26 protein-coding genes are annotated in these 25,094 nt (G+C 63.7%); 9 read left to right on the forward strand and 17 right to left on the reverse strand.

All coding sequences use genetic code 11. From position 1 onward, the window contains the following. Nucleotides 1-8 precede the first annotated feature (8 nt). From EN853_RS14960 to EN853_RS14975, 4 genes are all read right to left on the reverse strand, one after another. Nucleotides 9-1,619 (reverse strand): ABC transporter substrate-binding protein, encoded by a 1,611-nt coding sequence (locus EN853_RS14960; RefSeq protein ID WP_127860528.1) that lies wholly within the window; start codon nt 1,617-1,619, stop codon nt 9-11. Between the two features lie 66 nt (nt 1,620-1,685). Next, nucleotides 1,686-2,408 carry an HAD-IA family hydrolase gene (locus EN853_RS14965; protein WP_127860529.1) on the reverse strand — a complete coding sequence of 241 codons (723 nt, stop codon included), beginning with the start codon at nt 2,406-2,408 and terminating at the stop codon, nt 1,686-1,688. Nucleotides 2,409-2,647: 239 nt separating this feature from the next. Beyond that, complete coding sequence (locus EN853_RS14970; protein ID WP_127860530.1) at nt 2,648-4,021, reverse strand: aspartate aminotransferase family protein; 1,374 nt, start codon at nt 4,019-4,021, stop codon at nt 2,648-2,650. A gap of 14 nt (nt 4,022-4,035) precedes the next feature. Continuing rightward, entirely contained in the window at nt 4,036-4,875 is an 840-nt protein-coding gene (locus EN853_RS14975) for a GNAT family N-acetyltransferase (protein WP_127860531.1), read from the reverse strand. Nucleotides 4,876-5,195: 320 nt separating this feature from the next. On the opposite strand from EN853_RS14975, the gene EN853_RS14980 reads away from it, so the two are divergent. Both EN853_RS14980 and EN853_RS14985 read left to right on the forward strand, forming a co-directional pair. Further along, nucleotides 5,196-5,864 (forward strand): haloacid dehalogenase type II, encoded by a 669-nt coding sequence (locus EN853_RS14980; RefSeq protein ID WP_127860532.1) that lies wholly within the window; start codon nt 5,196-5,198, stop codon nt 5,862-5,864. Between the two features lie 16 nt (nt 5,865-5,880). Further along, a complete protein-coding gene (locus tag EN853_RS14985; protein ID WP_127860533.1) occupies nt 5,881-7,155 on the forward strand; it encodes an FAD-binding oxidoreductase in 1,275 nt (424 codons plus the stop codon). Nucleotides 7,156-7,194: 39 nt separating this feature from the next. Here the strand turns inward: EN853_RS14985 and EN853_RS14990 are convergent, their stop codons facing one another. The 6 genes from EN853_RS14990 to argE all read right to left on the reverse strand — a co-directional run bounded on the left by EN853_RS14990 (nt 7,195) and on the right by argE (nt 13,774). Further along, entirely contained in the window at nt 7,195-8,652 is a 1,458-nt protein-coding gene (locus EN853_RS14990) for an NAD-dependent succinate-semialdehyde dehydrogenase (RefSeq protein ID WP_127860534.1), read from the reverse strand. 17 nt (nt 8,653-8,669) lie between these two features. After that, nucleotides 8,670-9,713 carry a tartrate dehydrogenase gene (locus EN853_RS14995; RefSeq protein ID WP_127860535.1) on the reverse strand — a complete coding sequence of 348 codons (1,044 nt, stop codon included), beginning with the start codon at nt 9,711-9,713 and terminating at the stop codon, nt 8,670-8,672. Nucleotides 9,714-9,723: 10 nt separating this feature from the next. Then, nucleotides 9,724-11,187 carry an aldehyde dehydrogenase family protein gene (locus tag EN853_RS15000; RefSeq protein WP_127860536.1) on the reverse strand — a complete coding sequence of 488 codons (1,464 nt, stop codon included), beginning with the start codon at nt 11,185-11,187 and terminating at the stop codon, nt 9,724-9,726. A gap of 147 nt (nt 11,188-11,334) precedes the next feature. Beyond that, entirely contained in the window at nt 11,335-11,688 is a 354-nt protein-coding gene (locus EN853_RS15005; protein ID WP_127860537.1) for a cupin domain-containing protein, read from the reverse strand. 24 nt (nt 11,689-11,712) lie between these two features. Then, on the reverse strand, nt 11,713-12,636 hold the full coding sequence (locus tag EN853_RS15010; RefSeq protein WP_127860538.1) for a glyoxylate/hydroxypyruvate reductase A: 924 nt from the start codon (nt 12,634-12,636) through the stop codon (nt 11,713-11,715). 13 nt (nt 12,637-12,649) lie between these two features. After that, nucleotides 12,650-13,774, reverse strand: a complete 1,125-nt coding sequence (argE, locus tag EN853_RS15015; protein WP_127860539.1) for an acetylornithine deacetylase — start codon at nt 13,772-13,774, stop codon at nt 12,650-12,652. A 235-nt stretch (nt 13,775-14,009) separates the two neighbouring features. Here argE and EN853_RS15020 point away from each other — a divergent pair, with 235 nt between their 5' ends. Continuing rightward, on the forward strand, nt 14,010-14,912 hold the full coding sequence (locus EN853_RS15020; protein ID WP_127860540.1) for a GNAT family N-acetyltransferase: 903 nt from the start codon (nt 14,010-14,012) through the stop codon (nt 14,910-14,912). Between the two features lie 196 nt (nt 14,913-15,108). Here the strand turns inward: EN853_RS15020 and EN853_RS15025 are convergent, their stop codons facing one another. From EN853_RS15025 to EN853_RS15050, 6 genes are all read right to left on the reverse strand, one after another. Continuing rightward, on the reverse strand, nt 15,109-15,870 hold the full coding sequence (locus EN853_RS15025; RefSeq protein ID WP_245516991.1) for an NAD(P)H-dependent oxidoreductase: 762 nt from the start codon (nt 15,868-15,870) through the stop codon (nt 15,109-15,111). Further along, nucleotides 15,843-16,286, reverse strand: a complete 444-nt coding sequence (locus EN853_RS15030) for a DoxX family protein (RefSeq protein ID WP_245517005.1) — start codon at nt 16,284-16,286, stop codon at nt 15,843-15,845. Before EN853_RS15030 ends, EN853_RS15025 begins: the two co-directional genes overlap by 28 nt. 44 nt (nt 16,287-16,330) lie before the next feature. Then, nucleotides 16,331-17,116, reverse strand: a complete 786-nt coding sequence (locus EN853_RS15035; protein WP_127860541.1) for a DNA-binding domain-containing protein — start codon at nt 17,114-17,116, stop codon at nt 16,331-16,333. After that, on the reverse strand, nt 17,103-18,137 hold the full coding sequence (locus tag EN853_RS15040) for a DUF692 domain-containing protein (protein ID WP_127860542.1): 1,035 nt from the start codon (nt 18,135-18,137) through the stop codon (nt 17,103-17,105). The genes EN853_RS15035 and EN853_RS15040 overlap by 14 nt, the downstream gene beginning before the upstream one ends. 44 nt (nt 18,138-18,181) lie before the next feature. Next, nucleotides 18,182-18,451, reverse strand: a complete 270-nt coding sequence (locus tag EN853_RS15045) for a DUF2282 domain-containing protein (protein WP_127860543.1) — start codon at nt 18,449-18,451, stop codon at nt 18,182-18,184. A gap of 231 nt (nt 18,452-18,682) precedes the next feature. Further along, the gene (locus tag EN853_RS15050) at nt 18,683-19,543 is read right to left on the reverse strand and encodes a hypothetical protein (protein ID WP_127860544.1); all 861 of its coding nucleotides are present in this window, start codon (nt 19,541-19,543) and stop codon (nt 18,683-18,685) included. A 223-nt stretch (nt 19,544-19,766) separates the two neighbouring features. Between EN853_RS15050 and EN853_RS15055 the strand changes: the two genes are divergently transcribed. From EN853_RS15055 to EN853_RS15080, 6 genes are all read left to right on the forward strand, one after another. Beyond that, nucleotides 19,767-20,042, forward strand: a complete 276-nt coding sequence (locus tag EN853_RS15055; RefSeq protein WP_135861330.1) for a hypothetical protein — start codon at nt 19,767-19,769, stop codon at nt 20,040-20,042. A gap of 191 nt (nt 20,043-20,233) precedes the next feature. Continuing rightward, nucleotides 20,234-20,509 (forward strand): hypothetical protein, encoded by a 276-nt coding sequence (locus EN853_RS15060; protein WP_127860545.1) that lies wholly within the window; start codon nt 20,234-20,236, stop codon nt 20,507-20,509. A 172-nt stretch (nt 20,510-20,681) separates the two neighbouring features. Then, nucleotides 20,682-21,596 (forward strand): LysR family transcriptional regulator, encoded by a 915-nt coding sequence (locus EN853_RS15065; protein ID WP_127860546.1) that lies wholly within the window; start codon nt 20,682-20,684, stop codon nt 21,594-21,596. Nucleotides 21,597-21,784: 188 nt separating this feature from the next. Continuing rightward, on the forward strand, nt 21,785-22,285 hold the full coding sequence (locus EN853_RS15070) for a cupin (protein ID WP_127860547.1): 501 nt from the start codon (nt 21,785-21,787) through the stop codon (nt 22,283-22,285). Between the two features lie 93 nt (nt 22,286-22,378). After that, nucleotides 22,379-23,581 (forward strand): MFS transporter, encoded by a 1,203-nt coding sequence (locus EN853_RS15075; RefSeq protein ID WP_127860548.1) that lies wholly within the window; start codon nt 22,379-22,381, stop codon nt 23,579-23,581. A 45-nt stretch (nt 23,582-23,626) separates the two neighbouring features. Further along, on the forward strand, nt 23,627-24,091 hold the full coding sequence (locus EN853_RS15080) for a DUF302 domain-containing protein (protein ID WP_127860549.1): 465 nt from the start codon (nt 23,627-23,629) through the stop codon (nt 24,089-24,091). A gap of 62 nt (nt 24,092-24,153) precedes the next feature. Here EN853_RS15080 and EN853_RS15085 read toward each other — a convergent pair whose 3' ends face one another. Next, entirely contained in the window at nt 24,154-25,071 is a 918-nt protein-coding gene (locus EN853_RS15085) for a LysR family transcriptional regulator (RefSeq protein ID WP_127860550.1), read from the reverse strand. Nucleotides 25,072-25,094 lie beyond the last annotated feature (23 nt).

Genomic DNA, 25,094 nt, shown 5'->3' on the forward strand with positions numbered 1-25,094 from the left:
GGCGCCTCTCAGGCTTCGAGCCAGAGGTATTCCGCCATTGCGTAGCCCATCATGCCACCGAGCGGGTTCGCTTCCAAACCCTTCACCTTGCTGGAGAGGGCATCGACGTTGGAAATATAGGCTGGGATGATGGTGCCGGCCTCTTCGGCGATCATTCCCTGCATCTGGCCGTAGATTTCCTTGCGCTTGGCCTGGTCGAGCGAACCGCGCGCCTCGATGAGCAGCTTGTCGAACTTCTCGGACTTGTACTGGCTTTCGTTCCAGGGCGCATTGGAGGCGTAGAGGAGCGAGAACAGGATGTCCGGCGTCGGGCGCGGATTGATGTTGCCGAAATGGACAGGCGCCTTGAGCCAGTAATTGTCCCAGTAGCCGTCGGACGGAACGCGCTGGACGTCGAGCTTCATGCCGATATCCGCGCCGGCGGCCTGGATGATCACCGCCATGTCGATCGACGAGGTAGCGGCTTCGGAGGCGATCACAGGGATGGACTGGCCGAGCAGGCCCGACTTCTGGAAGTGGAACTTCGCCTTGTCGGGGTCGAACGCCTTCGGCTTGAGGTCGGCGTTGTGGAAGATGTTCGCTGGCGAGACGGGCTGGTCGTTGCCGATTTCGCCGAGGCCGCGCAAGGCCGATTTGACGATCTGCTCACGGTTGACGAGATACTTCATGCCGGTCACGAAGTCGGCCTTGCTGCCGGGATCCATATCGAGGCGGATGTTGAGGTCCGTGTAGTTGCCCGATGTGGTCTTCGACAGTTCAAAGCCCTGCTGACCGCTGATGAGCTTCATCGCACGCGGATTGATCGAGGCGGCAAAATTGATGTCGCCGGAAAGCAGTGCGTTGACGCGGGCGCTGTCATCGCTGATGGCGATGAACTCGAACGAGTCGAGATAAGGCTTGCCCGACTTCCAGTAGTTCTTGTTCTTGGTCACGACCGACCGCACGCCCGGCTCGAACGTTTCCAGCACGAAGGCGCCCGTGCCGTTGCCCTTCGAGAAATCCGTGGTGCCGTCCTGGACGATCATGAAGTGATGCAGGGCCAGGATGGTCGGCAGGTCGGCATTGGGATCGGCAAGCGTGATTTCGACGGTCGACTTGTCGACCGCCTTGAAGCCGGTCATCTGCGCGGCGATCTTGGCGACCTTGGAGCCGACCGCTTTGTCGAGATGGCGTTTCAGGGAGAAGACAACGTCGTCAGCGGTCAAGTCCTTGCCGTCGTGGAAGGTGACACCCTTGCGCAGCTTCACGGTCCAGGTCTTGGCGTCCTTGCTGTCGAAGCTTTCGGCCAGCTCCATCTGCGTGACGCCGTCCTTGTCGAGGAAAGTCAGGCGGTTGTAGAGCGAGCAGCAACGGACATAGTCGGTGGAGAGCGACGCCTTTGCCGGATCGAGCGTATCGGCGGTCGAGGACGACCAGCCGGCCGCCTTGAAATTTCCACCGGAAACCGGCGTGGCGGCGACGGCTTGCGTGGCGCGGCCAAGCACGACGCTGCCTGCGGCAACCGCGGCGCCGCCGGCCAGCAGCATCTTGAGGAGTTCGCGGCGGCTGGCGCCCCGTCGAATGGCGTTTTCGACCGTGGCATCGTCCGCTCTGGTCCAGTTCGTGATCTTGTCGGTCATGTCATTCCCCTTTCTGATGGTTTCGCCGGAATGCCCGTCTTATCGCGCGCCTTTCCGAACTTGGGCTCAGGTTCGTTCCTTCAGGCTCTCCCGCACGGCCGCCGCAAACGCGGCCATCGAGGTGAAGTGGTAGTCCGGCACGGTAAAGGTCTCGGGCTCTATCGTGCCGCCGTAGCCTTTCTGGGCATGACGGCGCTCGATCCAGCAATTGGTCAGGCCAAGCGCCCGGGAGATGCCGATGTCGTGATACTGGCTTTGCGCGACATGCAGGATGTCGTCCTTGCTGTCGCCGCGGGAGGCCACGAAATCGAAGACCTTATGGAAGAAGGCCGGGTCGGGCTTCTCCGCGCCGGTATCGTCGGCTGTGAAGGTGGCGAAGAAGGGCGATCCGAGTTGCTTCTCGAAATGGTCGAGCGCCCAGCGCCGGGCATTGGTCATGGCGATCAGCTTGTGCGACTTCGCGAGACTGGCCAATGCCGCAGCGCTGTCGGGAAAGCCCTGCCAGAGGCCGGCTGAATTCCGCAGGCGGACGCCGTATTTCTCCTCGGCCGGCAGACCGAGCCGGGGCGCGATGACCATGTAGACGCGCGCAAGATCGTCAGGGAATAGGTCCGCATCGGGCATGTAGCGAGCCTGCCGGTAAAGGGCCAATGCCTCCTCACCGTCGACGGAGACACCTGCCTCGGCCGCAATTCCGGCCAGGCAGCTCGTGATGCCGCCCTCGAAATCGATCAGCGTGCCGACCACATCGAAGGTCATGTATTTGAATTCGCTAAAGCCCCTGGCCAAGACTGGCTCTCCTCTGCGCGCGACCGAATTGCATCATGCTGAACAGAACAAAATTCCGTGCTGTCCGGGGCGTCGGCCCTTTTCAAAAGTCCGGAAATTCGGGCTTTCTGGCCTTGTCTTCAAAAGCAGTCTGGCACTTCCCCTGCGCTGGATTCGCCGAAAAGGCGCGGGGCTGCGGCACAAAATTGCGAAATCGTCCGCCCCGGCGATATTTCGAAACACGAATATTTCGCCGCCCGTCATGCCAGCGCCTGGCGGACATCCGCGTCGTCCAGCGTCTGGTCCAGCGTCCGTCGCGTGCGCTCGATGATCGCATCGATGTTGCTCTCGGTGCAGCAGAGCGGGGGCGCATAGCCGAGAACCCCATGCGCGAAGGCGCGGATGATGAGGCCGTTGTCCCATGCCCTGTCGAACACGCGCCGGGCCGGCATAGCCGCGGCGGGAAGCGGCGTCTTCTTCTGTTTGTCGACCACGAGCTCGATCGCCGCGAGCATGCCGCGGCCACGCACGTCGCCGACCAGTGGGTGGTCGCTCAGGTCTGCCAAGCCCGCCATCAGGCGAGCGCCCGCCCTGGCGCCGTTCTCCAGAAGGCCGTCCTCATAGAGTTTCAACACTTCGAGCGCGACGGCAGCGCTGACCGGATGGGCCGAATAGGTGTAGCCGTGGCCGACCGCCGCGTTGCCCGCGCCGTCGGCGATGACGTTGTAGACATGGTCGGCCATGAACACCGCGCCCATCGGAACATAGCCTGAGGTCAACCCCTTCGCGGTCGTCATGAAATCGGGAACGATGTCCTCGTCCGTGCAGGCGAACAACGGCCCCGTGCGGCCGAAGCCAGTGATCACCTCGTCGGCAATGAACAGGATGCCGTATTCCCGGCAGAGCTCGCGCATCGCCTTTATCCAGCCTTTCGGCGGGACGATGACGCCGCCCGAGCCCTGGATCGGCTCGGCATAGAAGGCAGCGACCCGCTCCGGCCCGATCTCCTCGATCTTGCCCTTCAGCGCGGCAAGCGATGCGGCGATGATCGCATCGGAGTCCTCGCCCACCGGGTTGCGATAGGGATAGGGCGAGGGGATCTTGTGCTGCCATTCGAAGGGAATGCCGAAACCGGCATGGAAGGCGGGCAGGGCGGTCAGCCCCGCGCCGACCACTGACGACCCGTGATACCCCTGCTCGATCGAAATGAACTGGTCGCGTTTCGGCTCGCCCCTGGCATTCCAGTAGAAGCGGACGAAGCGGATCGTGCTGTCGACCGCGTCCGATCCCCCAAGCGTGAAATAGACGTGATTGAGATCTCCCGGCGTGCGCTCGGCCAGTTCCGAGGCGAGCCTGATGGCCGGTTCAGAACCGAGGTCGAAATAGGCGGTGGCGTAAGGAAGCTCGCGCATCTGCCGGGCCGCCGCCTCGACGATGCTGTCGTGGCCGTAACCGGCATTGACGCACCACAGCCCCGCGAAGCCGTCGACAAGTTGCCGGCCTGACGCGTCGGTCACGGTTGCTCCCTTCGCCGATTTCAGCACGCGCACGCCGAGCGCCTCATGGCCGCGATATGAGGAGACCGGGTGGATGAGATGGGCGCGGTCGAGTTCGACCAGGGAATTGGCGAGCATTGTTGTCCTCCGGACTAGCCGAGCGCCTGGTTGGCGAGGGCGTAAACTTTCGACTTGGCCTGTTCGGCTTGTTTCTTGGACGGACGGTCCATGGCCACGCCGCCGCCGACATGGGAAAGGCCGACCTGCTGAAGCCAATCGGCGATGCCGGTCCTGCTGTCGGTGTCCACGCGCAGGAATGCGTCAGCGCGGGTCGCGGCGAAGAAGCTAATAAGAGCCTTGGCTTCCAAGGCACTTCCCGCGATAACCGGACCGATCACCTCGCCGCGCCCGAACGGGCGGATCGCGGCATAAGCCTCGATGGCCCCGTTGCGGCGGATGACGGCGAATTGGCCGCGCTCGGCCAGCGCATCGATCAAGGCTTCACGGTTGGCGCCGTAGGCGTCGCGGTCCAGCGCCTTGATTTCCGGCAGATCGCCGGCGCCCGCAGCTTCCACGCCATCGGGCATGCCAAGCTCGGCAACCTTGCCTTGATGCTGCAGGATGGTGCCGGAGGGCACGAAGCCCAGCTTCTGGTAGAGAGGCATGCCGTCCGCTGTCGCGACGAGCCGCAGCGGACGGTCGCCGGCAAGGGTGAAGGCCTGTTCCATGAGCTTGCGCCCGAGGCCTTTGCCCCGCACGTTCTGATCGACGATCACCATGTTGATCATCGCGCAATCCCAGCCGTAAGGCGTGACCAGGATGGTTCCGGCGACCCGGCCCTGGTCATCCAGCGCAACCGCGCCGCTCGAGAGCTGCAGCGCCATCTGCCAGTCTTGCGGGCGGTGCGGCCAATTCTCCTGACGAGACAGCGCCACCGCGCCCTCGATATGGTCCGGTCCGAAGTCCTGGAGCTCGATCTCGCCTTGCTGCATGAGGCAATCCTTTTATCTGCCCCAAGTCTCGGCCATCGGCGCGCCGCAGATCGTCTGAAGGTTTCGACTTCGGCAGTATCATTCGCCGTTGCGCGGGGGGTGCGCCGAATCTTGTGCTGGCGTCCATCGAACTGGATGCGCTTTACGCCACCGACCGGCGCTTCCATCGACGCTCGAGATGCTACAGCGTGCCAAACCGGGTGGCGGATACGGAACTTTCTGCTTCAGGGAGGCGCTTTTCAGTCAGGAGGCCCGCCGCCTGCCGGCCTATGATGAAACACATCCCAGCGCGGATGTGCTTCCACCGGAGATCGACGGACATGGCTTCTTTCAGGCCCAAATACATCACCTTCGACTGCTACGGCACGTTGACCAATTTCCAGATGGCGGAAGCGGCGCGCGACCTCTATGGCAGCCGGCTCGACGAGCCGCGCATGCAGGAGTTCATCAAGAATTTTGCGGCCTACCGGCTCGACGAGATCCTGGGCGACTGGAAGCCTTATGCCGACGTCATCCATAACGCGCTCGAGCGCGCCTGCAAGCGCAACGGCGTCGCCTTCAGCCCCGACGACGCCAAGATGGTGTATGAGCGCGTCCCAACCTGGGGGCCGCATGCGGACGTTCCGGCCGGGCTGGCGAAGGTCGCCAAGGAAATTCCGCTGGTCATCCTCTCCAATGCGATGAATACGCAGATCATGTCCAATGTCGAAAAGCTCGGCGCGCCGTTCCATGCCGTATACACGGCTGAGCAGGCACAGGCCTACAAGCCGCGCTTCAAGGCCTTCGAATACATGCTCGATAGGCTGGGCTGCGGTCCGGAAGATATCCTTCACTGTTCGTCTTCATTCCGCTACGACCTGATGTCGGCGCACGATCTCGGCATCAAGAACAAGGTCTGGGTCAACCGCGGCCACGAACCGGCCAACCCCTATTACGGCTATGTCGAGATCGCCAATATTTCCGGTCTTCCGGGCGTGGTCGGGCTTTGAGACAGGCGGGCTGCCGATGAAATTCGTCTCCTATTGGCACGACACGGCCCCTGTCTTTTCCGGCGGGGTGAAAGGTCAGCTCGAGGGGCATTACGACGCCGCCATCGTAGGCGGCGGCTTCACGGGCCTCGCCGCGGCCCGCCAATTGGCGAAGGCCGGTGCCAAGGTGATCGTGCTGGAAGCGGAGCGCGTGGGCTGGGGTGCATCCGGGCGCAATGGCGGGCACCTCAACAACGGCCTCGCCCACAGCTACCTTTCGGCCAAGGCGGAGTTCGGCAAGGAACGTGCGATCGCTCTCTACCGGGCGCTGGACGACTCCGTCGACACGATCGAGGCGCTGGTTGCAGAGGAAAACATCGACTGCAGTTTCCGCCGCGCCGGCAAGCTGAAGCTCGCCTCCAAGCCGCAGCATTTCGAAGCGATCGCTCGCAACTTCGAGGCCGTCCATGCCGAGGTCGACCCGGACACGGCGCTGCTGTCGGCCGCCGATCTCAAGTCCGAGATCGGCTCGCCCTTCCATGGCGCGATGCTGTCGAAGAAGAGCGCCATGATGCACATGGGCCGCTATGTGGCAGGCCTGGCCACGGCCGCCACGCGCCACGGTGCCGTGATCCACGAGAACGCGGCGGTGACCGACCGCAAGCAGGCCGGTAGCAGGCATGAATTGACCACTTCGCGCGGCAAGATCAGCGCCGACAACGTGCTGGTGGCAACCGGCGCTTATACCACGCCGAATTTCAATTATTTCCGCCGCAGGATCATCTCCGTCGGCAGCTTCATCATCGCAACGCGGCCGTTGAGCGAGGCCGAGATCGCCGCGACCATGCCGGGCAACCGGACATGCGTGACCTCGATGAACATCGGCAACTACTTCCGGCTCTCGCCGGACAAGCGCCTGATCTTCGGCGGTCGCGCGCGCTTCTCGGCGACCTCCGACCAACGTTCCGACGCCAAGAGCGGACAAATATTGCGGGCGAGCCTCGCCGCGATCTTCCCGCAGCTTGCCACGGTCGAGATCGACTATTGCTGGGGTGGGTTGGTCGACATGACCAAGGACCGTTTTCCGCGCGCCGGCTACCATGACGGGGTCTGGTACGCGATGGGCTATTCCGGCCACGGTGCGCAGCTATCTACCCATCTCGGCATGATCCTGGCCGATGCCATGCTCGGCCGCGAGGACCGCAACCCGATGAAGGGACTCGAGTGGCCGTCAATCCCCGGTTATTCCGGCAAGCCCTGGTTCCTGCCGATGGTCGGTCTCTACTACAAAGCGCTCGACCGGGTTCGATAGGGAGGTGGGGAGTAGGTTTAGGCCTTATTCCCTACTGCCTTACTCCCCTACGCCCATGTGAAAGCTCTTCATCTCGAGATACTCCTCGATGCCGGCCTGCGCACCCTCGCGCCCGAGGCCGGACTGCTTGACCCCGCCGAAGGGGGCAACCTCCATCGAGACCGAGCCGGTGTTGAGCCCCACCATGCCGAACTCCAGCGCCTCGCCGACGCGCCAAGCGCGTTTCAGGTTCTCGGTATAGAAGTAGGAGGCGAGGCCGTAGGGCGTGCCGTTGGCGAGCGCGATCGCCTCCTCTTCCGTCTCGAAACGGAAAAGCGGCGCGACCGGACCGAAGGTTTCCTCGCCGGCGAGCTGCATCTCTTTTGTTGCGCCGGTCAGCACCAGCGGCGCGACGTACTGAGGCCCCTCCGGCAAAGCCGGGCTCTTTGTGACAATCGTGGCGCCTTTGGCGAGCGCGTCCTCGACGTGCCGGTTGATTTTGTCGACCGCCGCCATGTTGATCATCGGCCCGATGGCGACGCCGGCTTGAGTGCCGGGCCCGACCGTCATCGCATTGACGCGGGCGCTGAGCTTGGCGGCGAAGGCGTCATAGACGCCGGCCTGAACGAGGATGCGGTTGGCGCAGACGCAGGTCTGGCCGCCGTTGCGGAATTTCGAGGCGAGCGCGCCCTCGACGGCGAGGTCGAGGTCGGCGTCGTCGAAGACGATGAAGGGCGCGTTGCCGCCGAGCTCGAGGCTGAGCCTTTTCACGCTGTCGGCCGCGCCGCGCATCAGCAGCGAACCGACCCGCGTCGAGCCGGTGAAGGAGATCTTGCGCACAGTCTCGTTCGCCATGATCTCGTTGCCGATGTCGGCCGGCATGCCCGTGACGATGTTGATGACGCCGGCGGGGATGCCCGCCCGTTCGGCGAGCACGCCGAGCGCCAGCGCCGAATAGGGCGTGAACTCGGACGGTTTGATCACCACCGTGCAGCCGGCGGCCAACGCCGGCGCGACTTTTCGGGTGATCATCGCGTTGGGGAAATTCCACGGCGTAATGATGCCGCACACGCCGACCGGCTCTTTCAGAATGATGATGCGGCGGTCCGGCGTCGGCGAGGGGATGGTGTGGCCGTTGATGCGGCGCGCCTCCTCCGCGAACCATTTGACGAAGGAGGCGCCGTAGCGAATCTCGCCTCTCGCTTCGTCCAGCGGTTTGCCCTGTTCCGTCGTCAGGATCAGCGCGAGATCCTCTAGATGCATAAGCATCAGGCCGTGCCAGGCCTCCAGCAGGACTGCGCGTTCGGCATTCGTCTTCTTCCGCCAATCCCGAGAGGCGGAAGACGCTGCGTCTATGGCCGCGCGGGTGTCAGAACCGGCCATGTCGGGTACCGTGCCGATCGCGGCCTGGGTCGCCGGATCAATAACATCGACCGTTTGGCCGGAGGCGGCGGCGACCCATTTGCCGCCGATCAGGCCGGCCTCGCGGAATAGACTTTTGTCTTTCAGGCTCTTCATCGAAAACGACCTTGCAATCAGTTGAGCGCCGCGATGACTGCGGCCGTGATGGTGTTCGTGCTGTCCTTGCCGGCAATCGTTCCAAGGCCCCGAGCGGTTGTCGCCTCGATCGCTTTCATGACGCGGCCGGCTGCGTCTTTTTCGCCCAAGTGGTCGAGCATCATCGCACCTGACCAGATGGTGGCGATCGGATTGGCGATGCCGAGATGGGCGATGTCGGGCGCGGAGCCGTGCACCGGCTCGAACATGGACGGCGCCGAGCGGTCGGGATTGATGTTGGCGGAAGCGGCGTAGCCCAACCCACCCTGGATCGCCGCGCCGATATCGGTCAGGATGTCGCCGAAGAGATTGGAGGCGGCGATAACGTCGAGGCTCTCCGGCGCCATGATCATGCGCGCGGCGAGCGCGTCGACGTGATAGCTGGTCACTTCGACGTCAGAGTACTCCGCGGCCAGCTTGCGGGTGATCTCGTCCCAGAACACCATCGAGTATTTCTGCGCGTTGGATTTGGTGACGGAGGCAAGCTTGCCCCGCCGCGTCCGCGCCTGCTCGAAGCCGAAGCGCAGGATACGCTCGACGCCGGCGCGGGTGAAGATCGAAGTCTCCACGGCGACCTCGTCCAGCGTGCCCTGGTGCACGCGCCCGCCGGCGCCCGAATATTCTCCTTCGGTGTTCTCACGGATGCACAGGATGTCGAAGCTTTCCGCCCGCAGCGGTCCCGTGACGCCCGGCAACAGGCGGTGCGGCCGGGTGTTGGCGTATTGCACGAATGCCTTGCGGATCGGCAGCAGCAGGCCGTGCAGCGAAACCGAATCCGGCACCTCCGCCGGCCAGCCGACCGCGCCGAGAAGAATGGCGTCGAAGCCGCGCAAGGTCTCGATGCCGTCCTCGGGCATCATGCGGCCGGTCTCCTTGAAGAAGCGGCAGGACCAGGGGAACTCAGTTCCCGTCAAACCAAAGCCGCAATGTTTGGCCGCCGTTTCCAGCACTGTCCAGGCGGCGGCGGTGACATCGCGGCCGATGCCATCACCAGGGATCAGGGCGATCGAACAGAATTTCATCGGCATCTCTTCACAGGCTGACCAGGACGCTCTTGGTCCTGCGGTTGGCGAGATAGGCGTCGCGGCCAAGGTCCTTGCCGATGCCGGAACGCTTGTAGCCGCCGGTCGGCAGGATGTGGTCGCGCGAGCGGCTGTAGCGGTTGACCCAGACGGTGCCCGCTTCGAGCCTGCGCGCGATGCGGATCGCACGGGACAGGTCGGTGGTGAACAGGCCGGAAGCCAGTCCATAGGTCGGATGGCTGGACAGCGTCAGCGCTTCTTCCTCGGTCTCGAAGGTCTGGACGGTCAGGACCGGGCCGAAGATTTCCTCGACGATCGCCGGGTTGGCCTGGTCGACATTGGCGATCAGCGTCGGCTGGTAGAAATAGCCGGGGTCGTCCATGGCGGCGCCCCCGGTCAGGCACTCGCCGCCGGCCTGTCTGGCCGCCTGGACGATGCCGTCGACACGCGCGCGCTGCCGTTCCGAGATGATCGGCGAATAGTGCGTCGCCTCGTCCCAGGTCGGGCCGGAGCGCACCGCCTTCATCTTCTCCAGGATCGCCGCTGCCAGCCTGTCGGCCACGCTCTCCTCGGCAATCAGGCGCGTGCCGGCGACACAGGCCTGGCCGGCGTTGAAGGTGACGCTGCCTGCGATCGCCGTCGCCGCCTTGTCGAGGTCGGCGTCGGCGAAGACGATCTGAGGGCTCTTGCCGCCGAGTTCCAGCGTCATCGGCTTGACGCCGGTGCGGGCGACGTTCTCCATGATCGCCGAGCCGGCGCGGGTCGAGCCGGTGAAGCTGACCTTGGCGATCTCGGGATGGCAGGTCAGCGCCGTACCGGTCGTCGGACCGTCGCCCAGGACCACATTGATCAGCCCTGCCGGCAGGCCCGCCCTGACCGCTAGCTCAGCCATGTACACAGCCGAGAAAGGCGTCATTTCCGACGGCTTCAGCACCACCGCGTTGCCTGCGGCCAGTGCCGGGCCGAGCTTCCACCCGGCCATCAAGATGGGAAAATTCCACGGCGTGATCGCGCCGACGACGCCATAGGGCTCGCTCATGATCATGCCGAGGCTGGCATCGTCAGTCGGCACGACCTCGCTGCCTTCCTTATCGGCGAACTCGGCAAAGAAGCGGATCTGCTCGGCAGTGACGGCGATGTCGCCTGCAACCACTTGGCCGATAGGCCGCGTGGAGCACAGCGCCTCGATCCTGGCCAACGTTACGGCTTCAGCCTCGATCAGGTCGGCCCACGTCTGCAGGGCCCTGGTGCGCTCGCGCGGCCGAACGCCGCCCCAGTTGCTGGTCTTGAGGGTCGCTTTGGCGCTTTCCACCGCGCGGTCGACCATGTCGACGCCAGCCACCGGGCAGGCGGCGTATGCCTTGCCGTCCGACGGGCGACGCATCTCGATCGCGCCCCCGGCCGCGATCAGTTCGCCGCCGATAAAATGGCCGACGGGAAGGGGGACCGTGTCCGGATCGAAGCTCAGGCTCATGGGCAACCCCTTAGCAGCGTTAGCCGCAGCCTAGCGCGGGCGGGCAAGCAGCATGCGTCGTTCGGCGAACCGCGGCGGACGATTGTTGCGTCCAGCCCGCGCGGGACGGCAAAATCTGTCGCAGCGGCGGAAACGCCACGCGCATGGCTATCCGACCGTCACGTAGATCTTGCGCACGGTTTCGATCGTCTTCCAAACCCCGGTGAAGCCCGGCTTCATCACGAAGCTGTCGCCGGCGCGGTAGGTCACCGGCTGGCCGCCGTCCGGGGAGATTTCGATCACGCCGGAGAGGATGTGGCAGAACTCGAAAGTCTCCCCCTTGATCGATCGCGTCTCGCCCGGCGTCGCTTCCCAGACGCCGGTGTGGACGAGATCGTCCTTGGCCGCGTCCTGCGCCCAGGTCTTGAAGGCGGGGTCGCCGGCAATCAGCCGTTCGGGCAACGCCTTGGACTGGCGCGGCGTGAAGGACGGGTCTGTATCGACGGTCTTGAGCAGGGACAAGGGACGGCCTTTCAGGTTGGAGCTTCAATAGCCGCGCGACCGGTCGACGAGCCCGATCGGGTCGAGACCGGCGCGATGGCGCTTGATGTTGTCGATGACGGCGCGCGCGGCGCTCGCGGGCTGGGTGACACTGGCGACATGCGGGGTCAGGATGATCTTCGGATGCGACCAGAAAGGATGACCAGGGGGCAGCGGCTCCGGATCGGTCACGTCGATCATGGCGGCCGACAGCTGGCCGCTGTCGAGGGCGGCGACAAGCGCCTCGTGATCGAGTTGCGGGCCGCGGCCGGTATGGACGAGCGCCGCGCCCTCAGGCAGTTTTGCGAACAGCTCGGCATTGAGGAAGCCGCGCGTTTCCTCGGTCAGCGGCAGCAGGCAGACCAGTATATCGCTGGCTTCGAGCATCTCCTCCAGCCCGTGCCGGCCATCGTGGCAGGTCACGCCCTCGATCCGCCGCGGCGAACGGCTCCAGCCGGCGAGCGGAAAGCCGAAAGGTTTCAGCCGCTCGAGGACGGCCTGGCCGAGTTGCCCGAGGCCGAGCACGCCGATCCGGCGCGCCGCAGCCTGGAGCTGCGGGATGTCGCGCCATTCGCCTGCACGCTGCTGGGCGAGATAGGCCGGCAGGTTGCGGTGGAGCGCAAGCACAGCCAGCGCCACATATTCCTGCATCATGCGCACGATGCCTTGCTCGATCATGCGCACGACCTTCACCTTCGCGGGCACGGTGTCGAAGCGGAACTGGTCGACGCCGGCGCCGAAGGAGAACAGGATTTCGAGGTTCCTGTAGCGAACGAGATTTTCCGGCACGGTCCAGGTGATCAGATAGCGCACCGCGTCGGGATCGACCGTCGTGGCGTCCATGGCGAAGGGGAGGTCTGGCAGTTCACCAGCGAAGGCCTCCGCGAAGACCGCGCCGCGCCGGGCATCGGAGTTGAACAGGAACGTCATTCCGGTTGCTCCCTCAGGCCGAGCAGCGCGCGCCCAGCGCTTCGATCATCCGCTGGCAGGCGGTGAGTTCGCTGGCAAGAATGTATTCGTTCGGCTTGTGGGCGCGGTCGATGTCGCCGGGGCCGCAGATGATCGCATCGAAGCCGGCGGCCTGATAGAGACCGGCCTCCGTGCCGTAGCTGACGGCGGCGAGCGGCGCTTCACCGGTCAGCTCCCGCAGCAGCGCCGCCAGTGCCGCGTCCTGCGGCAGCGACAGTGCCGGATAGGCGCTGAGCGGCCTCCAGTCGATGCGAAAACCGTTGGCCTCACAGGCCTCTGCCCGCGCCCTTACCGGCGCGAGCAGGCTGGCCGGGTCGACGCCGGGTATTGCCCGCGCCTCCAGGTCCAGCGTGCAGGTGGCGGGAATGATGTTGACCGACTGTCCGCCCGCAATCACGCCGGCCTGCAGCGAGGAATAGGGCGGCTCGAAGGCAGGATCGAACGGACCATGCGTCAGCCGCTCGGCTTCGCTCACGGTCGCGCCCAGCACACCGGCCATGGCGTGGATGGCGTTGAGCCCGAGATCGGGTCGCGAGGAATGGCCAGAGCGCCCATGGATAATCACGCGGGCGGCGGCCTTGCCCTTGTGGCCGCGCACGGCGCGCATGCCGCTCGGCTCGCCGACGATGACGCCGAGGGGCTTGGCGCAAAGTGCGGACAGGCGGGCGATCAGATGCGGCGCGCCGCGGCATCCGACCTCCTCGTCGTAGGAAAAGGCGAGGTGGATCGGTCTGGCCAGGCGCAGTCCGGTCAAGTGAGGTACAGCAGCGAGTGCCGCGGCAAGGAACCCTTTCATGTCCGTGGTGCCGCGTCCGTAGAAATGTTCGCCCTCCCGGCGCAATGCGAAGGGAGGCGAACTCCATTGAGGCTCGGCAGCGGGGACAACGTCCATGTGGCCCGACAGGATGTAGCCCGGCACATCGGCCGGGCCGATCGTCGCGAAAAGATTGGAACGGTCGCCTTCCGGCCCCGGGAGCAGGGCGACCTGCGCACCGCGTTCCGCGAGATAGGTCTCGATCCAGCCGGCGATGTCGGCGTTCGGCTGACCGGCGACTGACTGGAAGGCGACGAGCCGGTCGAGGATGTCGAGAACGTCCATTCAGGCCCTCAAAGCATTTCGGGTTCGCCGGGATTGGTCCCGTCGACCATGTGCTGCAAGATTTCCGGAGAGGATGTGCGCATGCTTTCGCGATTGCGTGCCGAAAGCGGAAGTGTTTCAGTTGAATCTTGCGTTGGCGCGCGGCTTTCGAGCAAATCGTATCGGTCTGGTTGTTTAGCGTTGGCGGGGGCGGGGCGGCCATTGTGTGCCACCCGTAACGCAATCTTTCAGAGGCATGAAATTGAAGCCATCCGGAAGTTTGAAGATCGATACCTTCTCGATGCGCATCGGCGACATCGACGGCATCGAGCTAGACCGGTTGCACGCGCACACCCTATCCGTGGGTTGGCCGCACCGAGCCGAAGACTGGCAGTTCCTGCGCGAAACGGGACACGGGTTCGTTGCGCTCGATGATATCGGCCGCGTTCTCGGTTCGGCCATGTGGTTCCCACATGGCGCCGATTTCGCGACAATCGGAATGGTCATTACCTCGCCGCGGCTGCAGACGCTTGGGGCAGGGCAGTGGCTGATGAAACGGGTCTTCGAGAGGGTCGCCGGGCGCGACCTGCGGCTCAATGCCACCCGGGCGGCAAGGCGGCTTTATCTTTCGCTCGATTTCAAGCCGGAGAAGACCGTCTATCAATGCCAGGGAGTTGTCCATACGATTGGGGCGCCAGGCGTAGAAAAGGCCGACGGCGAGGTGCGGCGGTTGCGGGCCGAGCATGTGCCGGCGGTCATCGCCCTCGACGCGGCCGGTTACGGGGTGCGCAGGGAAACACTTGTCCAAAAGTTGTTCGATCAATCCGTTGGCTACGGGCTCTTCGACGACGGCGCCGTTAAGTCCTTCGCCCTTTGCCGACCGTTCGGCCGCGGCCACGTCGTCGGCCCGGTGGTGGCGCAGCGGGATGCCGATGCCGTCGCGGTGGTGCGACCGCACGTGGCAGAGCATGCGGGCAGCTTCCTTCGGGTGGATACCCATATGGAAAGCGGTGAGTTCGCCGCGTTTCTGTCTCACAGCGGAATGCCTGTCTTCGACACCGTGCTGACTATGTCGATGGGCAAACGCCTTGCCGATTTTGCCGTCGACAGCGCAGCCACGCCAAGGACTTATGCCCTTGCCAGCCAGACGCTCGGGTAGTTCACACGGGCACGCGCCAATAGTTTCATCTCATGTAGCTAGTCGTGATTCACTCAAGCGGGCGCTCGTGGAACGATGAGCAAAAAAGGCGACGCGCCGAACGTCCGATTCTACTGCAAAGCGCGTCCGCACTACGCTGCATGAAAAGGTCGTCGTCCTGGCGTTCGGCTTTAGATCGGACATGCAAAAGCGTCTATCACGCCAATTTCAAAACATGGTTGTCGTCGAAGTCCGCGAGCTTCGGATAAATGATTGTGGGGGCATGAACGAGGCTGAGGACGCGTTCGCGGTAACGATCGAGCCACATCTGGCGCTCACCGTCGCCGATGCGCGCCGGTGCGTGCACGAGGAAAGGCTCGATCACCGTGAAGCCGACAAAGTAGAGCATACCGTGGTTGATCGGGAATAGGATCGCATCGATTGGGCCGTTCAGTCCTCGGCTCAAATAGATCGGCGGCGGCCCGCCGATGGTGACGGAACACATCGCGCGTTTTCCGGCGAAGACGCCGCGATCATACCATTTGCCACCGCCATAGATGCGGCCACCCGACGCGAACACCCGGTCAACCCAACCCTTCAGGATCGCCGGCAGTCCAAACCACCAGAGCGGGAACTGCAGGATCAAGACGTCGCACCAGAAGAGCTTGTCCATCTCCGCCTGAATGTCTGGAGCGAATCCGCCTTGGGCAGCCGCATTCGCCTCCTCAGCCTGCTGGCGGTAGTAGTTCGCGTCGCCGACCGTCGTGAAGTTGCGGCGATCCGATACTGGGTTGAATCCCATGGCGTAGAGATCGGAAATGACGACTTCGTGCCCCGCTGCGGACAGCGCCCCTTGTGCGGCTCGGGTCAGCCCACCGTTGAAGCTGTTGGGCTCGGGGTGGGCATGAACGATGAAGACGCGCATCGTGCGTCCCGATCCGGCCGAAATGTTCATTTTCTGGATGCCGAAAAGGTCCATTCAGCGATGCGATCGAGCGAGAACACACCGGCACCGCGTGTCAGCACAAGCAGCAGCAACGACGCCCATAGCAGGTGCTCCGCCCAGTTCTCCGGATAGACGAAGATCTGGATGACGGAGACGACGCCGAGCAGCATCAGAGCGGCGAGGCGCGAGAGCAACCCGAGGAAGATCAGCGCCGAACCTGTGAGCTCAGCGGCGGTGGCAAGCGGCGCCGCGATCGAGGGGTCGATGAACGGCAGATTGTATTCGTCGGCGAATAGCTGCAGCGTCACGGGCCAGGAGGCCAGCTTGCTCTGCGCCGATTGCCAGAAGACATGCGCGACCGCCACGCGTGCGGCGAGCTGGACCAGCGAAAACGGAATGTGTTCGGGCAGCCTGAGGATACGCTTGCAGAAGCCGACAAAGCCGGCCAGGTTGGACGAGGAATGCTCGGATATTGCGGTCACAACTGTCTCCATCAATTTGAGGGGGAATCCGCGGCGACCCGCACGTTGGTGACGAGCCTGTCGCGGAACAGACGCACAAGGGCGGAAACCAGGTCGAAGGCCGGGTCGAGAGCCAGGGCACGGCCAGTGGCATGCTCGAGGCCGAAACCGTGCTTCAGCGAATGCCAGAAGGCGAAGCTCGCGCGGTCGAGTAGAAAAAGCCGGACGTAGTTCCCAGATCGCCACAGCGCCACGCGTTCGGGGCGCCTTGCCCAGATGCTGTTTTGGTCGACCGCCGTCTCCTGCTGATGCGCCATCCATACCGACAGGATCGACCAGTGCGAGACGATCAGTCGCAGTGAGGGCTGGAGCAGGATATCCGGCGAGAGCCCAAGGTCGGTGTTGTTGTATTCTGCGAGGCTGCGGGGCGGCAGCGAAGCTGTATCGAGCGCCTCCGCTATGGCCCATTCTAGCCGCGCCGTTTCGGCGACGATCGGCATGTCGGACAGCGTGTCGATCGCTTTCAGGAAACGTGGAAAGCCGGCGCCATAGCGTGCCAGCCGCGACTCCACCGGCGGATGCCGTCGAATGAATTCGCTTGCCGCGAAGCGGAAGAAGCGTTCGTCGACGAGGCGGACGGTTACAGGAAACACCGCCATCAGCGCCGCGGTGAGCGAGCTGCGCGTGTTGTTCTGGTAGATGCGCAAGCGGGCCAGCGGATCTGCCTTGCCGGCGGTCAGCATGTTTGCGGCGACAACTGGCTCCATGGCGAGCACCGAGCGCGCCATGGTGGTCTGCAGGTGTTCAAGCGGCAGCATGGTATTCCTCCTCGATTGACGGCAGCACCGCAGACATGGACGGCCTGGCGCACCTGGCAGCCGCGAACGCGGCAAGCACCGGCATGCTGGTCGTCGTTTCGCTTTCGACAGCAAGGCAGATGGGCGTCGAGCGGGCTTCGGTCGGTTGGCTTTGTCTCGCGGCTTGCTTGCGGTTGAACATGATCGAAGCGGTGAGCATGTCGGCCCACATCGCTTCGCCAAGCAGCACATCGAGAATGGGAACGTCGGTGTCCCATTCGATCAGGGTCGGGCGCGGTCCGAGCCGTTCTATGGCATGCCGATACAGCGTCCAGACGACCGGCGGCACCCGCGAGCCATGGTCGTCGATGAGCACCGTGTCGGCCCCGACCCTGTTGGTCGCGTGACCGGCAAGGTGGATCTCACCGATCGCGTCGGCCGGCAACGCATCGATGAAGGCCTTGGCGTCGTATTGCAGATTGTGGGCCGAGACATGGACGTTGTTGACGTCCAGCAGCAGACCGCAGCCGGTCCTTGCTGCGAGCTCGGCGAGGAACTCGGCCTCGTTCATCGAGGAGTCCGCGAAGGCCAGATAGGCCGACAGGTTCTCGATCAGTACCTGCCGCTTCAGCGCGTCCTGGACCGTCTCGACATTGCGCGCCACGATCGCCAGCGCCTCTTCGTCATAGCGTAGCGGCAAGAGATCGTTGAGGTAGGCGCCGTCGGCGACGCTCCAGGCGAGATGCTCCGAGACCAGGTCGGGCTGGAAGCGCTCGCAGACCTTGCGCAGCTTCTCCAGGTGATCGCGATCCAATCCTTGCGCGCTGCCCAGCGACAGGCCGACGCCATGCACCGACAGCGGGTAGATCTGGCGTAGCCTCTCCAGCGCCTCGACCCCGGCGCCGTCGCCCATGTAGTTTTCCGCGTGGACCTCGAGCCAGCCAGCAGAAGGGCGCCGCGTCAACATCTCCGCGATGTGAGGCGAGCGAAGGCCGATGCCCGCCGATTCGGGGATTGTGAAAGGCGAAAACTTGGTGGGCATCGGTCTCCTCCGTTTTTGGTCTGGTTGGCTCGAGTGGAAGTTGGCTAGACTTTCGGCTTGTCGCTGCCGCCCGTGATCTTGGCGCAGCTGCCGGCTGGCACGTAGAGCCAGGAATCCGGCTGGTTGTCGGCGGTCGAAGTGCCGGCGCATGAATGCGTCGCTGTCTGGCAGTCGTTCTGGCCCGCCTTGACGACGCCATAGCATTTCTCGAAGGCGAAGCCGGGCTTGGCGGCCGGACCGCTGTAGGCCGCCGTCGCGGCGAGCGAGGTGGCGGCCGCGAGGGCCGATCCGATGAGGGTCTTGGTGTTGATCACAGGCTTGTCTCCTGGTTACGTTTCGAGGGAAAGACCGGCCTTGCGGCCCGTCTGCAAGCAGTCTCTCCGATCGTGATGCCGAGCTGAAATGCTGTCTCGGCATGGAATTGATACGCGGCCACTATGTTCTGGAGCACGGCGCGAAAAAGCCCTCCGGCGGGGACACCGGAGGGCTTGGCGCCTGCGTTCGGGAGTACGCGAAGCAGGCGCGGCCAGGCAGGAGGGATGCGCCTAGATGTATTGGGCTCGGCAGCCGATGGCCGGGCGTTCGTCGGTGCTGAAAAGGTCAGCCGCAAGCCAGCCTTCGGCACATTGCCGACCTCTGTCACGCATGTCGGTCAGTTCACCCCAGTCGATCCAGGGTCTCACGAAGAGCGCAGCCCCAACTCGGTATTGACTGTCGAAGATGGTGTGAACCGGCGCGCATTTGGTCGCGCAATGGGTAGAGGAGAAGCTGCGATCCGGACATAGTGTCGTGAACAATGACGGCCTACCCGCGACGATCAGGCGATGGCTCGTTTTCGGCGACCAAGCAGGCGGCAACTGCGAGAGCTCGCTATCACCCCAATAACTATCGCCGTCGATTTCGACAGGCGGGGAGAGGAACGGCACGGTGGCTGCCGCCACTACGGCTTTGATCGACAGCTGCTCGCCGGAGAATATCGTGACAGCATCGGTGCGGGCGTTGACGGCCAGGATGCCGAGTTTCACCGGGCAGCGTTCGTCGCGGATTTGCTCGATGTCGATTGACTGTTCCAGAATCGATCGAAGCAGGCTCGCTCTGTCTATGGCGAACATCGAAGCGTGGCTGACGCGCCGCCAGAAATTGGCGAGTGTAGTCCGCGCGCCACGCCGGCCGCCAAGGCTTAGGCCGTAGGCCAGGACCGCCGCTTCCACCGCTCCGAAACCGGCGGCGGTGATGGCCTCAAAGGTGAAGTTCGGCTCGTCGAGCAGGCGGTCGAGCACGCCCCAGACAAAGGCGCCATGCGCGTCGCTTGCCAGGACGATGTCAACAGACTGGCCCCCTTCTAGCCGGGAATTCGTCCTGGAAATGACGGCCTGGTCAGTTCGCGTTCCGGATTGGACGTGCATCTTTTTGTCTCCATCCCAAAGTCGCCGGCAAGGGCGACTGGTGGAGAGACTGCCGCATCTTCTTTTTTGGCCGAAATGCCAAGGTGGCATGAAGTCCATAGGCAGATTGCATTGGCTGCCGGTCTTCATGCACCGCAAGCTCACTGCAGTCGGGCGAAGTGACGCGATGTTGCTCGCCCCCGCCCCCTGACGGCGTCTGGGTCAGGGTGGAGAGGAGTGTGCCGTGAGAATACGAACTGTCTGCCTCAGCGTGATTGCCGTAGGTCTTCTTGTCAGGGCGGCATCCGCCGACCCGTTCAGTGACCTGGCGGCCTTTCCAACATTCTATACGGACGCCAGCATGAAGACGATGAAGCCAATGGCCGAATTCAGGAAGGCCTGGTTTGCCATGCCCAGGCATGATCGGGTCACGATGACCAAGGCCTGCAACGACCCGGCAATGATGAAGCCCCATGCCGCTTTCTGCGCGAACGTGCTGGCTTTGGGCGGTGCCAACTAGCGGCCGTGGCGCCAGGCATCCGCGCGGATGCAGCACCGGCATAAACTTTATTCGCAGATGGCATTGGCGAGTTGAGAACCGGATGAAGCACAGTCCATCTCAGCAAGGAGGAACCCGGTAATTCTGAATTGCTGCCAAATCATCCAAGCGGTTGTCGATAGGACGACTACCTAACCAGAGAAGGCCTTAAAATGAATATCAAAGCTATCTGCCTCGGCGCTTTTGCTCTTTCGGTTCTTGGCGGCGCTACCTTCGCCGGCGCGCTCGATGAGCCGTCCAACATGCAGCCCTTCTTCACCGATTCCGGCATGAAGACGATGAAGTCGAGTGCTGATTTCGAGACGGCGTGGAAGGCTACGCCGAAGACGACGCAGGACGCGATGATGAAGGAATGCAACGACGCCGCCATGAGCAAGCCGCACGCTCAGTTCTGCGCCCAGCTCTTCGCCTTGGGCCATCACAGCTGACACTCCTCGGCGTCAGCTGCGACTGGACAGTTTGATGGCGGGCCCTTGGCCCGCCATCGCCGCATGACGAAACGCTATCGACTTTATAGCCCCCGTGCATTGGCGTGATGGAATGCTTTGCGGCAGGGTTCCAACCTGCACATGCATCTATGCAGCAGAGGGACAAACCGGCATGGACATTCATCACATCCGCTACTTCCTGGCCGTGTGCGAGACGCGGAACTTCACGCGCGCCGGCGAAAAATGCAACGTCACCCAGCCGGCGCTGTCGCGCGCCATCCAGCAACTGGAGGATGAGGTCGGCGGCCTGCTGTTTCGCCGTGAACGGAACCTGACCCATCTTACCGATCTGGGCGCATTGCTGCGCCCGCGGTTCCAGCAGATCCTCGATGAGGTAACCGGCGTGCGCCAGGAGGCATCGAGGTTCCTCTGCCTGGAGAACGCCAATCTCAAGGTCGGCGTCATGTGCACCATCGGTCCGCGCCGCTTCACCGGCTTGCTCACCGATTTCAACAGACGCCAGCAGGGCATCCAGCTGCAATTGGTGGAGGGTGTGCCGGCCTCGCTGTCGCAACTGCTCGAAGCGGGTGAGATCGACGTCGCCATCATGGCGTCCAGCAACGCTTTTCCGGAGCGCTTCGACGTCACGCCGCTCTATCGCGAGCGGTTCGTCCTGGCTTTCCCCAATGGCCACCGGCTGGCCCGCAACGACAATGTCGCCATCTCCGAGCTCGATGGCGAGAACTACCTGAGGCGGCTGAATTGCGAGTATCGCGATCACCTCGCCGGTCTCTGCAACGATCGCGGCGTGAAGCTCAGGATCTCCTACGCCAGCGAGCGGGAAGACTGGATCCAGAACATGGTTTCCGGTGGGCTTGGCATCTGCTTCATCCCCGAATTCAGCGCCGTCATCCCGGGCTTGCAGATCAGGCCCGTCGTCGATCCGGAGGTCTGGCGCGAGGTCTCGCTGGTCGTGGTGGCCGGGCGCCGCTTCTCGCCGGCGACGTCGACATTCGTGAACAGCGTCAAGGCACACAGTTGGCCGGAAAGCGGCATCGACCTGTCGGTCAGGAAAACGGCCGCGTAGCAAATCGAAGTGAAAGCCTGACGCCGCGATGAATGTCATGGCGGAGATGGCTTGTTGGCGGGATGATCCGCCATAGTTTTCAGGTATCGATTTAAGAGCCGATCAGCATTTCTCTTTCTTCGAGGCTGCCGTCACTCTCCTGTCATGCCCCGCTTCCGCGATTGGGCACCGAAAAAGGAGAACTAGACATGGCTTCCAAGACTATTGCATTGCAGGTGCCGATGAAGCTGGCGCTGACACTCGGACTGCTTACCGCGACCGCTGCGTTTTCAGTCGCTCCGGTTTTCGCCGGCGAATGTCCTGCCGGCCAGGCCGCCACGACCGACATCCAGGAACATCCCAGCAAGCCGGTCGGCGTCACCGACACGGTGCTCGCCGGGATCGACCTGAGCAGCAAGGGCGAAGCCTGGAAGGGCAATATGCTGCGCCTGCGCAAGCTGGTCGTTCAGCCCGGCGGCGTGGTGCCGTGGCATGAGCACAATGTCCGCCCGGCCAATATCATCGTCGTCGAAGGCTCGATCACCGAATACGCCAGCACCTGCAAGGTCGGCATCGAACATCCAGCCGGCGATGTGACGGCCGAGTTCGGCCAACTCGCCCATTGGTGGAAGAACAACGGCAAGGTCCCGGCGGTGCTCTATTCGGCCGACGTCCTGCCGCCCGCGATGCACGACGACCACATGATGTGAGCCGCACGTCGCGGTGAGCTGATCCCAGCATCAGCAACCAAAAAGCGCGTCCTCGGGCGACCGCCTGGGGACGTGTGGACACGGAGCCCCGTCATGACGACCAGTGAACATACCGAACCCACGCGGCTCCGCATGGTTGCCGCGGACAGCTGGCGCTTCGGCCTGATTGCCTTGATCGCGTTTCTGACGCTGGTCGACCTGTTTGCCGCCCAGGCCATCCTGCCTTCGCTGGTGGTAAAATTCGGCGTCAGCCGGGCGACCATGGGCTTCGCCGTCAATGCCAGCACCTTCGGCATGGCGGTGGCCGGCATCGCGGTTGCGCTCTTCGGACGCGGCATCGATCGCCGCAACGGCATCTGGATCAGCCTGGCCGCCCTGGCGATCCCGACGACGTTGCTTTCGCAGACGGACAGCATCCTCGTCTTCGCCCTGCTGCGCGTTGCGCAAGGCCTGTGCATGTCGACCGCCTTCACGCTGACGATGGCCTACCTCGCCGAGCATTTTTCCGCGCGGCAGACGACGGGCGCGCTCGCGGCCTATGTGACGGGCAACGTCGCCAGCAACTTCTTCGGCCGGCTGATGTCGGCAGCCGTCGCCGACACGTTCGGCATCTCCACCAACTTCCTGACCTTCGCCGGCCTCAATCTGTTCGGCGCAGCCCTTGTCTGGTTCACGCTGCAGAAGACCTCTGCAATGATGCGCGCCGATGCTAAGGGCGGGCCCGCCCGCGCAGCCTGGAAGGCTCCGCTGCAAAATGCCGAGCTGCGCGCCTGTTTCGCGATCGGCTTCCTGATCCTTTTCGTCTTCATCGGCACCTTCACCTATGTGAACTTCCAGCTCGTTGCGGCGCCCCTGTCGCTGACGCCGATGGCTCTTGGCGCGGTCTATTTCGTCTTCCTGCCCTCGATGCTGACGACCCCGCTTGCCGGGCGCGTCGCGGCAGGTCTCGGTCCGAGAGGAGGGATCGGAGCGACGCTCGGGCTGGCGATCGCCGGGCTGCTTCTGCTGCTCGCCGCCAGCCTTTCCGTCGTTCTTGCCGGCATGGCTTTGGTCGCCATCGGCACCTTCCTGGCACAGGCAATAGCCACCGGGCATGTGAGCCGAACCGCCTCGCGCGATCGCGCCGCCGCGAGCGGCGTCTACCTTGCCTCCTACTATGCGGGCGGGCTCGCCGGCAGCTTCATCATCGGCCAGCTCTACGACCGCTTCGGCTGGACCGCATGCGTGGTTCTGCTCGCCGCGGTTCTCGCCGGAGCGATCGCGATCGCGCACGTGCTGCAGACGCCGAGGACGTGACACGCCAAGACCGACAACTTCGCTATCCAACCAAAGGAGACTGACATGACCAACCACCTGAAAACCCTTATTGCCGGCGCCGCCATGCTGATGGCGGTTGCCCTTCCGGCCGCCGCATCCGACGGCGTCGTCACGGTCAAGAGCGACTATTCGGTCGCCGAGACCGTCGCCCGCATCAAGAAGGACGTGCTGAAGAAGGGCATCATGTTCTTCGGCGTGATCGACCAGGCAAGGCTCGGCAACAAAGCCGGCAACGATGTCAGGCCGTCCCGGCTGGTGATGTTCGGCAATCCGGCGCTCGGCACGACCTTCATCACGTCCAATCCGGAGGCCGGTCTCGACTGGCCTGTGCGGGTGCTGGTCTACCAGACCGCGGATGGTTCGGTTTACGCCGCCTATAGCGATTTCGGCTGGATCGCCAAACGGCACGGCATCACCGACCGCGCCGCGCAGTTCAAGATGGCGACGGAGGTCATCCAGTCCGTGACCTCGACGGTGAGAAAGAACTGAGCGCGGACAGGGCCGGAGATCCGCTGCCTGGGCCAGCCAGGCAGATTGCTCGGGCAGGCAAACTATTCGGCGGCGGCCGCGGACAAAGCCTTTGCCCGCTCGCCGAACCACTTCTTCTGCGTGGCCTCGCGCACCAGCGCGCCGACCGCCGGTGAATGCCTGCGGCCGCGCACGGTGACGAGATTGACCTCGCGCCAGAATTCCGGCTCGGTGATCGGCAAGGCCACCACTCCGGGATGCTTGGCGGTATGCTCGGGCATGAAGCCGAAACCGAGCCCGGCTGCGATCATGGCCAGCGTCCAGTCGTCACGATCGCTCCAGTAGACGGGACTGACCGTGACGCCCTGTTCGGCGAGGATCGCGTCCGCATAGCCGGCAAACTCGCAATTGTTGCGATGGATGTAGCTTTCATTGCTCATATCCTTCACCCGCACCACGCTCTGGTTGGCGAGGCGATGGGCCACGTGAACAGCCATCACCATCTGCTCTTGAAACAGTGGCAGGGAATGCACCTCTTCGTCGGGCACGTTCGATGGCAACGCATAGATGGCGGCCTCGAGGTCGCCTTCCAGCAACCTTCGCCTCAGGCTCGCGGCGTCTGAATCGCAAAGGTGAAGCTCCACGCCGGGGTGATGGCCACGGACAGCCGCGATGAGCTCGATGATCTCATCCGGCGCGATCGTGCTCATGATGCCGACTCTCAGCGGCATCTTTTTCAGGTTCACATACTGCTCGGCGATCTGCTTTGCCTGGCGGGAGTTCTCGAACACGCCCTCGAGATAGGTCTCGACCATGCGGCCGAGCTCCGTGAGGTGGGTGAAGCGGCGCTCACGATGAAAAAGCGGCCCGCCGAATTCATCCTCCAGCAGTTTTATGGCGCGTGAAAGCGCCGGCTGCGTGACGTTGCACTGCTCGGCGGCACGGGTGAAATTCAGCTCCTTGGCGACGGCCAAGAAGTATCTGACCTGGCTGATCTCCACTGCACGCTTCCCCTCGGGCGCTG

This window comes from Mesorhizobium sp. M1C.F.Ca.ET.210.01.1.1 (genome assembly GCF_004791585.1).
Classification (GTDB): Bacteria; Pseudomonadota; Alphaproteobacteria; order Rhizobiales; family Rhizobiaceae; genus Mesorhizobium.